At 65.6% G+C, this 13,185-nt stretch carries 8 protein-coding genes; all 8 read left to right on the top strand.

The features are described 5' to 3' along the window. The coding region (locus VGD20_RS00775) for a bifunctional rhamnulose-1-phosphate aldolase/short-chain dehydrogenase (protein ID WP_331132626.1) at positions 1 to 1,447 on the top strand (1,447 nt) is incomplete at its 5' end. Between the two features lie 22 nt (positions 1,448 to 1,469). Next, positions 1,470 to 2,765 carry an L-rhamnose catabolism isomerase gene (rhaI, locus tag VGD20_RS00770; protein WP_331132625.1) on the top strand — a complete coding sequence of 432 codons (1,296 nt, stop codon included), beginning with the start codon at positions 1,470 to 1,472 and terminating at the stop codon, positions 2,763 to 2,765. A gap of 84 nt (positions 2,766 to 2,849) precedes the next feature. Then, positions 2,850 to 3,611, top strand: a complete 762-nt coding sequence (locus VGD20_RS00765) for a DeoR/GlpR family DNA-binding transcription regulator (RefSeq protein ID WP_331132624.1) — start codon at positions 2,850 to 2,852, stop codon at positions 3,609 to 3,611. A 202-nt stretch (positions 3,612 to 3,813) separates the two neighbouring features. Beyond that, positions 3,814 to 6,549: a TonB-dependent receptor gene (locus VGD20_RS00760; protein ID WP_331132623.1), complete on the top strand. Its 2,736-nt coding sequence runs from the start codon at positions 3,814 to 3,816 to the stop codon at positions 6,547 to 6,549. Positions 6,550 to 6,603: 54 nt separating this feature from the next. Then, on the top strand, positions 6,604 to 9,852 hold the full coding sequence (locus tag VGD20_RS00755; RefSeq protein WP_331132622.1) for a family 78 glycoside hydrolase catalytic domain: 3,249 nt from the start codon (positions 6,604 to 6,606) through the stop codon (positions 9,850 to 9,852). Then, the gene (locus tag VGD20_RS00750; RefSeq protein WP_331132621.1) at positions 9,849 to 11,312 is read left to right on the top strand and encodes a carboxylesterase/lipase family protein; all 1,464 of its coding nucleotides are present in this window, start codon (positions 9,849 to 9,851) and stop codon (positions 11,310 to 11,312) included. The genes VGD20_RS00755 and VGD20_RS00750 overlap by 4 nt, the downstream gene beginning before the upstream one ends. A gap of 14 nt (positions 11,313 to 11,326) precedes the next feature. Then, entirely contained in the window at positions 11,327 to 12,175 is an 849-nt protein-coding gene (locus VGD20_RS00745; RefSeq protein ID WP_331132620.1) for an alpha/beta hydrolase, read from the top strand. Beyond that, a partial coding sequence (locus VGD20_RS00740; protein ID WP_331132619.1) for a tannase/feruloyl esterase family alpha/beta hydrolase occupies positions 12,172 to 13,185 on the top strand: 1,014 nt, incomplete at its 3' end. The genes VGD20_RS00745 and VGD20_RS00740, both read left to right, overlap by 4 nt.

Genomic DNA, 13,185 nt, shown 5'->3' with positions numbered 1-13,185 from the left:
GGCCTGCTATGGCAATACGATCGCGCTGATTACCGACGCCGCCAATTATCTGAACGCGAAGCTGGCCGATGGCCCCGCATTCGGCGGCGAAATCACCCCGCCGCGCCCGGCTGTCGAGCGCGCAGCGACCGCGGCGAAGCTGATGCCGTTGCTGCGCGGGCTGATGGGCGGACGCCGCGTCGGACATTTTGCCGACGATGCCGAAACGCTCGAATTCACCGGCAGCCGCGATTTCGCGAAGCTCGCCGCGGTCGGTACCTCGTGCCCCGACCATTTCCTGCGGACGAAGATCGCGCCGCTGGTACTCGATCCGGCACGGTTGGGCGACGCTGCCTATCTTGCCGAGCGGATCGAGGCGTATCGCGCCGACTATGCCGCTTATTACCAGCGCTGCGCGCGGCCGAACTCGCCCGCGATGCGCGACCCCAATCCGGTCGTCGTGCTTGTCCCCGGCATCGGCCGCATGACCTTTGCCGGCGACAAGACGACCGCGCGGCTCGCGGGCGAATTCTACGCCAACGCGATCAACGTGATGCGCGGTGCCGAGGCGATCGGTGCCTATGTCGGGCTCGACGAGCAGGAAGCGTTCGACATCGAATATTGGCTGCTTGAGGAGGCGAAGCTCCAGCGCATGCCGAAGCCGAAGCCGCTTGCGGGCCGCATCGCGCTCGTCACCGGCGGGGCCGGCGGGATCGGCGCAGCTACGGCAGAGCGTCTGGCCGCCGACGATGCGTGCGTCATGCTGGTCGATCGTGATGCCGACGCACTGACCAAGGCCGCGAACGAACTCGAAGGCCGCTTCGGCCGCGACCGGATCCGCTCGGCGGTGTGCGACGTGACCGACGAAGCGCAGGTGGCCGCGGCGTTTGCGTCATGCGCCCGCGAATTCGGCGGGCTCGATATTCTCGTCGCCAACGCCGGCATCGCATCATCGGCGCCGATCGAAGACACGACGCTTGAGTTGTGGCAGCGCAATTATGACGTGCTCGCGCAGGGCTATTTCCTCACTGCGCGCGCGGCCTTCCCGCTGATGAAGACGCAAGGCAGCGGCTCGATCGTCTTCATCGGGTCGAAGAACGGTATTGCCGCGGCGACCAATGCGTCGGCCTATGCCTCGGCCAAGGCGGCGGCGTTGCACCTTGCGCGCTGCCTCGCGCTAGAAGGCGCGCCCTTCGGCATCCGCGTCAACACGGTCAACCCCGATGCGGTGATCAAGGGGTCGCGCATCTGGGACGGCGACTGGCGCCGCGAGCGTGCGGGCGCACACGGAATCGATTCGGGCAGCGAGCTCGAGGAACATTATCGCAACCGCTCGATGCTCAAGCGCGATGTGCTGCCCGAAGACGTGGCGGAAGCCGTCTATTTCCTCGGCTGCGATATGTCGGCAAAGTCGACCGGCAACATGATCAACGTCGACGCGGGCAACGCGCAGGCGTTTACGCGATAAGATACGGAATCAGGAGAGACTTATGGCCGGCGATCTGCCGCTCGCACAGGATGATATCGAGCGGCTGAACGCCGGTCTGACCGACGCACTCGACGACGATTATGGCAGCCTTGGCCGCCAGCTCGGCCGACGCGGGATCGATATCGATGGCGTGAAGGCGAAGGTCGCGGCTTTTTCGGTCGCGGTGCCGAGCTGGGGCGCGGGGCGCGGCGGCACGCGCTTCGCCAAATTCCCGATCGCGGGCGAGCCGACGAACATCCACGAAAAGCTGGAGGATTGTGCGGTGATCCAGCAACTCGGCCGCGCGACGCCGCGCGTCAGCCCGCATTTTCCGTGGGACAAGGTCAGCGACTATCGCGCCTTGCGCGAGGAAGCCGCGGCGCTCGGCCTCGGCTTCGACGCGGTGAACAGCAACACCTTCCAGGACCAGCCGGGGCAGGCGGTGAGCTATGCCACCGGCTCGCTGTCTTCGACGCGCGCAGAGGTGCGCGAGCAGGCGGTCGCGCATAATATTGAATGCATCGAGATCGGCCGGCAGCTCGGCGTCACCGACCTGACGGTGTGGGTCGGCGACGGCACCAATTTCCCGGGGCAGCAGGATCTCGGCCGCTCCCTCGACCGCTATCTCGACGCCGCGGCGGAAGTCTATGCGGCGCTGCCCGCCGACTGGCGGATGCTGATCGAGCACAAGATGTTCGAGCCCGCCTTCTATTCGACGGTGATTTCGGACTGGGGCAGCTCGATCCTCGTCGCGCAGGAGCTTGGCGACAAGGCGAAGTGCCTCGTCGATTTGGGGCATCATGCGCCGAACGTGAACATCGAACAGATCGTCGCGCGGCTGCACCGCTTCGGAAAGCTCGGCGGTTTCCATTTCAACGACAGCAAATATGGCGACGACGATCTCGATAGCGGATCGATCAATCCGCACCAGCTGTTCCTCGTCTTCAACGAGCTGATCGAGGCCGAAATGAGCCCGCGCGGCGATTTCCGTCCCGCATACATGATCGACCAGTCGCACAATGTGACCGACCCGATCGAGTCGATGCTGTCATCGGCCGAGGCGATCGTGGGGGCCTATGCGAAGGCGCTGCTCGTCGACCGCGAGGCGTTGCTCGCGGCGCAGGAAGCGAACGACACGATGATGGCGTTCCAGGCGCTGCGTGCGGCGTACCGCACCGATGTCACCCCGATCCTCGCCGCGGCGCGGGCGGAAGCGGGCGGGGCGATCGATACGATCGCGGCCTATCGCACGAGCGGCTGGCGGGATCGCAAGGCGCAGGAGCGTCGCGCGGCCGGAACGACGGCAGGGATTGTCTAATCATTCGATTGCAACTCGGCGCAGCTCCCGTCAAACAGGCGCAATCAGACAGGGACCGAAATGCACGCAGCCGAACGCGAAAAAATGATCCTCGACAGCCTCGGCGAGAGCGGTTTTGTATCGTTCCGCGACCTTGAAGCCCGTGTTGCCGCGTCGCCCGCGACGATCCGCCGCGACCTCGACCGGCTGGAGGAAGCGGGCGTCATCACGCGCGTGCGCGGCGGGGCGAAGCGCGTCGGAGCGGCCAGCGGTGCTTCAGCCTCTGCCGAAGAGGGGCTTTCGGGCATTCCGTTTCACGAAAATATCGGCCGCAACCGCGCCGCCAAGGAAGCGATCGGGCGCGCAGCGGCGCAGCTCTGCATCCCGGGCGAGGGCGTGATGATCGATGGCGGATCGACGACGCTGCAAATGTGCCCGCATCTCGACGGCCTCGCGCTCCAGGTCCTCACCAATTCGCTGCATATCGTCAGCGCGCTGCTGCCGCAGCCGACGACGCGCATCCTCGTGCCCTCGGGGCAGGTGTTTCGCGAACAGAATATCGTCCTGTCCGCCGCCGGTGACGACGGTATGCCGCGCTTTCACGCACCCAAGCTGTTCATGGGGGCCGCATCGATGGGCCCCGCCGGGCTGATGCAGGCCGACGTGATCCTCGTCGCGGCCGAACGCCGCCTGATCGAACGCGCCGACGAGATTATCGTACTCGTCGACAGCTCCAAATTTTCGGGGCCATCGGGCAACGTCGTCTGCTCGCTCGACGAGATCGATGTGGTCGTGACCGATTCGGCAATCGATCCGCGCCATGTCGCGATGATGGAAGCCGCCGGCATCCGCGTCGTCACCGCCTGAATTCAGCAAAGCATGGAGAAAACGGTCATCGGGCCGCGCATTCGTGCAAGAATGATTGAATTTGATCATTGACGTGATTGCTAAAGACAAATATTGAGCAGTGATGCAAAAACGCTCAGCGAAGCGTGGCATCGGAGGAACAAGATTGCCGGACAGGCGCCTCCGTAGAAACGGTCCGCAAGGCGGACGCAGGGAGGATGCGATGAAGGCAATGAAAGCTGCGGGTCGGAATGGGGTTGCGCGGCGTCGCGCGTGGCGGCGGGGCATTTCGGTGCTCGCCTGTGCGGGCGCACTGACGGGCGCGAGCAGCGCCTGGGCGCAGGAGGCCGAAGCCGACGCGCCGACCGACGCCGATATCATCGTCACCGGTACGTTGCTGCGCGGTGTCGCGCCGGTCGGGACCAATGTCGTCGGTATCGATCGCGAAGATATTCTTGCGACTGGCGCGGCCTCGACGAACGATCTGCTCGCTTCCATTCCTCAGGTCGGCAATTTCGCCACCGTGCCGACGGGGACGGGCAGTTTTGCGCTGCCGATCGTGCGCCCCAATATCCGCAACCTGGGCGCCTCGGGCGGAACGACGACGCTGGTGTTGCTCAACGGCCATCGCCTTGTCGGGGCGGGTGTCCTGCAAACGAGCGTCGATCCGTCGATCTTCCCGCCCGAAATCATTGACCGCGTCGAAGTGGTGCCCGACGGCGGTTCGGCCGTCTATGGTTCCGATGCGATCGGCGGCGTGATCAATTTCATCACGCGGAAGCGCTTCGACGGCGTCGCGGTCAACGCGCATTACGGCTTTGCCGACGATTACCAGACCGCCGACGGCAATATCACCGTCGGAAAGGACTGGGGCAGCGGCTCGCTCCTCGCCACCTATTCCTATGCCTGGCACGACAATATCCAGAATATCGACCGCGATTATACGCGGGCGGATCACACCGCGCGCGGGGGCAGCGATTTCAGGACGCAGCTCTGCGCGCCGGGCAATATCATCGACAATCCCACCAATCCGCTGACGGGCCTGCCTCTGGTGCCGTTCCTGCCCGGCAACGTCCCCTACGCCTTGCCCGACATGGTGCCCAACACGACCAATTTGTGCGAGGGGGCCCTCTATACCGACCTCTATCCGAGGGAGGAGCGGCATAGCGTTTTCGCCTCGCTGACCCAGCAATTGTCCGACGATCTCGAATTTTCGGCTACCGCTTATTGGTCGCGCCGCGACACGACGACATTGACCCAGCAACCGGGTTTCTCGGGCTTCGTGACCGCCGCGAACCCCTATTTCCGGCCGGTCAGCTTTTCACCCGCGCAATCGGTGTCGATGGCCTTTGACGAGGTGTTCGGGCATACGGTGACGAGCAAGGCGCGCTTCGAATCCTATGGCATCACGCCGGGTTTCAAGTTCGATGCCGGCGGCGGCTGGCAGATTCGCGCCGAAGCCAATCTGGGCCGAAGCTATAATCTCATTCTCGATGATACGATCAACAGCGCCGCGGCGACCGCCGCGCTGGGCGGCACCACGCTCGCGACCGCGCTGAACCCCTATGATCCCGCGTCGAGCAATCCTGCGGTGCTTGCGGCAATCAAGGATTTCCAGAATTATGGCCGTGCGGTTCAGGAGCTTGCCGAGCTTCGCGTGGTCGCGGACGGCTCGTTGGCCACGCTTCCCGGCGGTGATGTCCGCCTCGCGATCGGTGCCGAATATCATTACGAGAATCTGGATTCGCTGATCAATCTCGATCGCCGCGGCGTCTTCACCAACGCGATCGATTCCTATACGTCGCGCAACGTGAAATCGGCGTTTGGCGAACTGCTGATCCCGATCTTCGGCGAAGGCAATGGCAGCCCCGGGCTTCGCGCGTTCAGCATTTCGGGGTCGATCCGCTATGACGATTACAACGACATCGGCGGCACGACCAATCCCAAGATCGGCTTCATCTACAAGCCCTTCGACGATTTCACCATCCGCGGCAATTACGGCACCTCGTTCCACGCGCCCAGCCTTGCGGACACCACCAGCACATCGGATTCGCGTGCGCAAATCCTGCTGTTCAGCCCGTTCCGCGGCCCGCCCGAATCCATTCCCGGGCTGACCCCTGCGCAGGTCGATCAGCTGAACTCGGCGCGGCCGACGATCATCCTTGCCGGCGGCAACCCCGATCTCAAGCCCGAAAAGGCCAAGACCTGGTCGCTGGGCTTCGACTGGAAGCCGGACATGGCGCCGGGACTGGTGGTCAGCGCGACCTATTATAATGTGAAGTTCACCGACGCGATCGCCGTTCCGCCTTTCCTTTCGCCGATCCTGTTTTCGGATCCGGGCTACAGCAGCTTCTACAATACGAACCCCACGCTGGCCGAAGCGCTCGCGGCGGTCGGAAGTCTCCAGCTGAACGGCGCGCCGAGCATCCAGTCGCTCTATCTCGGCACCTCACCCTATGTCCTGATCGATGCACGGCGCACCAATCTCGGGTCGATCAAGACCGACGGTATCGACTTCAACGTGGCCTATGCGCGGCAGACGGGCTTCGGTTCGATCAATGCGAGCATTGCGGGCACCTACACGCTGAGCCGCAAGACCCAGCCGATCGCGGGCAATCCCTATGGCAATGATCTCAAGAACGGCACTGGCCGGGTTGCGCTCGTCGCGACGCTTGGCGGGAGCGTGGGAGATTTCACCGCACTGGCAAAGCTGAACTATCGCGACGGCTATCCGATCCTCGGCCTCGCCAACCAGGCCAAGGTCGACAGCTTCAAGACGGTCGACCTGTTCTTCGGCTATTCGCTGCCCGGTGAGGGCATATTGAAAGACACGATGCTGACGCTGAATGTCGACAATGTGTTCGACGAGGATCCGCCCTTTATCGATACGCTGGGCAGCTATACCAATGGTTCGACCCTGGGCCGGCTGTTCAGCTTCGGTATCCGCAAGAAATTCTGATGATATGGCGAGCCGGCGGTTTCGGATTTCCTGCTATGACATGACGGCGGCCAGATGAAGTTTGTGCATATCCTGTTGCCTGTTTCCGTGCTGCTGGCGACCCCGGCGGCCGGGCAACCGGCGGGCGCCGCCGCGCCCGCCGCTCTCAAAGTGGAATATGCCGCGCAGCCGCTCGGGCTCGACGAACCGCACCCGCGGCTGGCATGGCACTCTCCGGTTGCCCGGCAGACCGCCTATCGCATTCGCGTCGCGACCTCGGCCGCCGATCTGGAGCGTGCGCCGCTCTGGGATAGCGGCAAGGTCGTATCGGCCGACAATATCCAGATCGCCTATGCCGGGCCGAAACTCGCGGCGCGCCAGCGCTACTTGTGGCAGGTTCAGGTGTGGGATGCCGACGGCAACGTCACCGGCTGGAGCGCACCTGCATGGTGGGAGACGGGGTTGCTCGACGCCTCCGACTGGCAGGCGCAATGGATTGCGGGGCCCGAGCGGCGCGATCATGACTGGGGCGACCTGACGCTCGACGCCGACCTGACGCTGACGGGCAAGAGTGTCGATGTGCTGTTCCGCGCGCTCCCCAACGGCAAGACCTATGGCGACGCTTATGTCTGGACGCTTGCCGACGACAAGAACGGGCCCGAACTGATCCAGACGATCCGGCGTTATCCGGGCGGCACGAGTTCGGCGATCAAGATGGAGCGGATCGGGCAGGCCAAATTGCCCGCACCGATCAAGGGGCGCCGTATCGCGCTGTCGATCCGTGCCGAGGGTGGGCGTATCGTGACGCGCATCGACGGAGCGGTCGTCGCGACGGTCGACAATGACGCGCACAAGCATGGCACGATCGGCTTCGTCGGCAAGGAGGCCAGCGCGGCGATCATCCACAAGGTCAGCGTGACAGGCACGCAAAGCCCGGCGATCGCGTTCGATTTCGCCGGCGGCGACAATCCGTTCACCGGCGGCAGCGTTGGCAAGGACGGGCTGGTGATTGCGAGCGGGGTGCCGGGGGTCGACCTTGTGCTGCCGATCGAGGCGCCCGCGCCGCTCGTTCGCCGGGCCTTCCGCCTTGCCAAGCCTGTCGCGAGCGCACGGCTCTATTATGCGGGCGCTGGTATGCCGCGGCTGTCGGTCAACGGCAGTGTCGTCGGCTCGTCGCTCGGTGCGGGCTATACCGCCTATGACAAGCGCGTGCTCGCCTATGCTGACGACGTGACCGCGTTGCTCCGCCGCGGCGAAAATGTGATCGGTGCCGAACTGGGGCGCGGCTGGTACGGGCTGACCGATCCCAACGAATGGTATTTCCACGCGGCGCCGTGGCATGGCGAGCCTGCGCTCAAGGCCCAGCTCGAGGTCACCTACACCGACGGAACGCGCGAAACGGTCGCGACCGATGGCCACTGGCGTACGATCTCGGGCCCGACGCTGGGCGATTCGGTGCATCGCGGCGAGCGGTTCGACGCGCGGCTGGTTCCCGCGGGCTGGGATCGCGCGGGTTTCCGCGATCGCAAGTGGCAGGTGGCGCCGGTTGTCGCAGGACCGACCGGGCGATTTGTCGCTGCGAACTCCGAAGCGATCGAACCGGTCGATGCGATTTCGCCCGTCGCGGTGAAGGAAGTCGCCCCGGGCATCCATGTCTACGATTTCGGCCGCATCGTCGCGGGCTGGCCGGTGCTGAAGCTCAGCGGACCGCGCGGGCTCACCGTGTCGATGATCGCGAGCGAGCGTATCGCCGACGATGGCAAGGTCGTCCCCGCCGCGGGGCTGATCGACGCGCAGCTCCAGACCGACCGCTATACGCTCGCGGGCAAGGGCGTGGAGCAGTGGGAACCACGCTTCGGCTATCGCGGCTTCCGCTATGTGCAGGTCGACGGTTTCCCGGGTACGCCGGGCGAGGGCGCCCTGACCGCGCGTATCGTCCATTCGGCGGTCGCGCGCACCGGCAGCTTTACCAGCGCCGATCCGCTGCTGAACAAGATCGATGCCGCCGCGATCGGATCGATCCTCAACAATCTCCACGGCTTTCAGACCGACACGCCGACCTACGAAAAAAATGGCTGGAGCGGCGATGCGCAGGCTTCGGCGGGGGCGGCAGCACGCAGCCTCGACATTGCGCGCGTCTGGACCAAATGGCTCGCCGATTTCCGCGACGCGCAGTCGGTGAAGGGCGAGGTTCCCGAGATCGCGCCGACCACGCCTTTCTACGGTTATGAAAATACCCCCGGCTGGAACGTAATCTGGGGTCCGACGACGCCATGGGATGCCGCGATGATGATCCTGCCGTGGGAACTTTATACGACCACAGGCGACACGCGCATCCTTGCCGACAATCAGGACATGCAGCGCCGGCTGGTCGATTACACCGCGACCTTCATCAAGGCGCCCGATTATCAGCGGTCAGCGGGGCTCTCCGAATGGGCGTCGGCGGGCGGCATGGATTATAGCAACGCGCGCGGCGGTGGGATCGACGCGGTGACGACGGCCTATTTCTTCCACGAGGCCGATCTGCTCGCGAAATCGTCGGCGATCGTCGGCAAGGCCGAGGATGCGGTACGTTATGCGAAGCTCGCGGGGGATATTCGCGCGGCGTATAACGCGCGCTACTGGGACGCGGCCAATGGCTGGTATCGCACCGTCGATGCGAAAGGCGTCGCGGGTCCCGCGACGCAGGTACAGAATATCCTGCCGCTCGCGTTCGGCATGGTGCCCGCGGGGCGCGAGCAGGGTGTCGCCGACGCGATCGCGCGCGATGTCGACAAGCAGGGGCTGCGCACCGGCGTCTATGGCGCGCGCTATCTGCTCGAAATTCTCAGCGACTATGGCTACGCCGATCTCGCCTACCGCGTCGCGACGCGCACCGACGAGCCGGGCTGGGGCTGGTGGGTCAAGAACGGTCATTCAACGATGTTCGAGACGTGGAGCCTGAACAGCCGCTCGCGCGACCATCATTATTTCGCCTCGATCGCCGACTGGATGCGCCAGCGGCTCGCCGGGCTGCGTCCGGGCGCGCCGGGGTACAAGGTCGTGCTCGTCAAGCCGGCGATTCCCTATGGCCTTGCCAGCGCCGAAGCCGCGATGGACACGGTCCACGGCCGCGCTTTCTCGGGCTGGCAGGTCGCGTCGCGCAGCAAGCTGACGCTCACCGTCGAGGTGCCGCCGAACACGACCGGCGAAATCTGGATGCCGACGCGCTTCGGCGGGATCGCCGCGCCGTCGGGGGCGCAGGCCGCGCGGTCGGAGCCCGGCTATGCGGTCTATCGCACCGGACCCGGCCGTTTCATCTTCAACACCGGAGGCACGCCATGATCCGCGCTTTATTCCTTTCGGCCGCGGTCGTGGCGTCACCTGTTGCCGCGCAGCAGGTGGCGATCGACAGCGGCGCCGTCGCGGGGACGACCGCCGATGGCATCGCATCGTTCAAGGGTCTTCCCTATGCGGCGGCGCCCGTCGGCGATCTTCGCTGGAGTGCGCCGGCGCCGGTCGCCGCGTGGAGCGCGCCGCGCGACACGACGAAATACGGCCCTGACTGCATGCAAAACCCGCTGCCGGGCATCCAGCCCGGATCGCGGCCGATGAGCGAGGATTGCCTGACGCTCAACATCTGGACGCCGAAGCCTGCGAAAGGCGCCAAGCTGCCGGTGATGGTCTGGATCCACGGCGGCGGCTTCGTCGGCGGGTCGGGCACCTTGCCCGAAACCGACGGCAGCCTGCTCGCCAGGCGCGATGTCGTGGTCGTCAGCTTCAACTACCGTCTCGGCCGCTTCGGCTTCTTCGCGCATCCCGCGCTGGGCAAGGACGGCAACTGGGGGCTGATGGACCAGGTCGCGGCGCTCCAATGGGTTCAGCGCAATATTGCGGCGTTCGGCGGCGATCCGGCGAAGGTCACCATCTTTGGCGAAAGCGCGGGTGGTGAGTCTGTGTCACGCCTGATGGCATCGCCCGCCGCGAAGGGCCTGTTCGCGCGCGCGATAGTCGCCTCGGGTGGCGGCCGCGACGACTGGCCGACACTGGCCGAGGCGCAGGCAAAGGGCGAAGTGTTCGGCACGCGTGCAGGTGCTGCGGATGCCGCGGCGCTGCGCGCGCTCCCGGCCGACAAGGTGCTCGGCAGCGTCGCGCTGATGAGCAAGGAAGAGGACCGCTATTCGGGGCCGATGACCGACGGGACGATCGTTCCCGCCGGCGCCGAGACGATTTTCGCCGAAGGCAGGCAGGCGCGCATCCCCTATATCATCGGGAGCAACGACGACGAACTCGGCTTCATCCCCGCGCCCTTCCGCGCGATGGTCAACGGCCCGGTCGAAAAGGCGCTCGGCCCGGCGGCCGCCGGGGTGAAGGCAGCCTACGCCAGCGAAGAGGAAGCAAACCGGCGCGTCGGCGGAGACGCGATGTTCGCCGAGCCGGCGCTTGCCTTTGCTCTTTTGCAGGCGCGCGCGGGCGTGCCGGCCTGGCTCTATCGTTTCGGCTATGTCGCCGAAGGCCAGCGCAAGCCCGATATCGGCGCGGTCCATGCCTCGGACGTCGCGTTCCAGTTCGGCAACCTGCCCGCAGACGCGACCACTGCCGACCGCGCTGCTGCGAAACAGCTCGGCGATTACTGGACGAACTTCGCAAAGACCGGCGATCCCAATGGAAGCGGGCTACCTGTCTGGTCGCGCCTCGATCCGGCGTCGCCGCAATTGCTTTCGATCGGCATCGCCGGGACCGCGATGGCACCGGGGACGACGCCTGCGCTCACCGCCATCGCAGCGGCACGGGACGGAAAATGATGAAGGATATGACTATGCGCCTTTCCGCCCTGATCGCCGGCGCGCTCGCCATCGTCGCGATCCCCGCCTGTGCGTGGGAGGTGATCCGCCTGTCGTCGGACCCGGTTCCCGCGACCTCGAAGGAAGTGCGCGAAACCGGGCCGTTCGGTACGGTCGTACGCAACGTGTCCGACGCTACGCTGACGCCCTATGTGGCCGACAAGCCCAATGGCACCGCGGTGATCGTCGCCCCCGGCGGCGGCTTTCACATGCTGTCCATCGACAATGAGGGCGAGGCGGTCGCCAAATGGCTGAACAGCCAGGGCGTGACGGCGTTCGTGCTCAAATATCGCCTGCTCGAAACCGGCGCGGACTTTCCGATCCAGATGATGCGCTATCTCGCCAATCTCCCCACCCTGCGCGCCGCGGTCGAGCCGCTGCGTCCGCTTGCGACTGCCGATGGTGAGAATGCGGTGAAGTGGGTGCGGAAGAACGCCGGCCGTTATGGCATCAAGCCGAACCGCGTCGGACTGATGGGCTTTTCGGCAGGCGGCGCGGTGACGGTGTGGACGCTGACGGCAAACAAGGCTGCGAGCCGCCCCGACTTCGCGATCGCCATCTATCCGGGCCTGCTGCCCGACACGATCGCGGTGCCGAAGAAGGCGCCGCCGCTGTTCGTCGCGGTGGCCGAGGACGACAAGCTGGCGCACGACGACAGCGTGCGGCTCGCCGCCGCCTGGGAAAAGGCCGGAGCGAGCACGCGGATCGTCACCTATCAAAACGGAGGCCATGGTTTCGGTATGAAGAAGAGCGGCAAGGCGAGCGACGCATGGACCGACGCGATGGCGACATGGCTGCGCAGCCAGGGACTCGTCGGCAAATGAGGGCCGCCTCGCTCCTCCTGCTCGCCGGCGGATCGCTGCTCGCGGCCTGCACCGCGAACGAACCCGCGCCGACGCCCGCGTCTTCGGTCCAGAAGGTTTCCAGCTGCGAAGCGCTGGCGGGCATGGCGCTGAAGGATGGCAAGATCGACGCTGCGACCTCGCTCGCCGGCGGCGCGATGGTCAATCTCGAGGCAGGCAAGCCGGGCCTGCCCGCCCCCGCCGCCTTCTGCCGCGTGCAGGCGACACTTTCACCCGTTCCGGGATCGACGATCAAGGTCGACGTCTGGCTGCCCGAGCGCGCGAACTGGAACGGCAAGCTGCTTGGCGCGGGCAACGGTGGTTTCGGGGCGAACATGACGCTCCCCTCGCTCCTGATGCGCGGCGCGGTGCAAAAGGGATATGCGGCAGTCGGCACCGACATGGGCCATTTCGGCGAAAGCGACGTCGACGCAAGCTGGGCGCTGAACGCACCCGAAAAGATCCGCGACTATGGCTGGCGCGCCAATCATGTCGGCGCCGAGACCGCGAAGCAAGTGATTGCGGCCTTTTATGAAGGTCCGTTGTCGGCAAGCTATTTCCATGGCTGTTCGGACGGCGGGCGGCAGGCGCTGACGCTCGCGCAGCGCTACCCCGCCGATTATGACGCGATCATCGCGGGCGCCCCCGCGATGCCATGGACGCGCATGGCGAGCGCCTTCGCGAACAATGCCGTCGCCGCGAACAAGCCCGGCGGCGACCTGCCGCTGGCCAAGCTCAAGCTGCTCCAGGCCGCATCGCTCGGCCAGTGCGACGGCCTCGACGGGGTCAAGGACGGCGTGATCGAAAATCCGCGCGCGTGTCATTTCGACCCGGCGAAGCTTGCCTGCAAGGGCGGCGATGGCGCCGATTGCCTGACGTCGGGTGAGGTCGCGACGGCGAAGCTCTTCTACGAAGGGGCGCGGACCGCTGACGGCAAATCCTTCTATCCGGGCTTCGCGCCGGGCGCCGAGGCCGAGGCGGGAACCTGGGCG

It is taken from the genome of Sphingopyxis sp., from assembly GCF_036402335.1.
Lineage (GTDB): Bacteria > Pseudomonadota > Alphaproteobacteria > Sphingomonadales > Sphingomonadaceae > Sphingopyxis.
The sequence above is the reverse complement of the archived record's forward strand: the minus strand, read 5'-3'. Positions and strand labels throughout refer to the sequence as shown.

Coding starts and splice junctions, on each gene's coding strand:
- VGD20_RS00750 (WP_331132621.1), top strand. CDS start 9,849: ATGATCCGCGCTTTATTCCTTTCGGCCGCGGTCGTGGCGTCACCTGTT.
- VGD20_RS00745 (WP_331132620.1), top strand. CDS start 11,327: ATGCGCCTTTCCGCCCTGATCGCCGGCGCGCTCGCCATCGTCGCGATC.
- VGD20_RS00760 (WP_331132623.1), top strand. CDS start 3,814: ATGAAGGCAATGAAAGCTGCGGGTCGGAATGGGGTTGCGCGGCGTCGC.
- rhaI (WP_331132625.1), top strand. CDS start 1,470: ATGGCCGGCGATCTGCCGCTCGCACAGGATGATATCGAGCGGCTGAAC.
- VGD20_RS00765 (WP_331132624.1), top strand. CDS start 2,850: ATGATCCTCGACAGCCTCGGCGAGAGCGGTTTTGTATCGTTCCGCGAC.
- VGD20_RS00755 (WP_331132622.1), top strand. CDS start 6,604: ATGAAGTTTGTGCATATCCTGTTGCCTGTTTCCGTGCTGCTGGCGACC.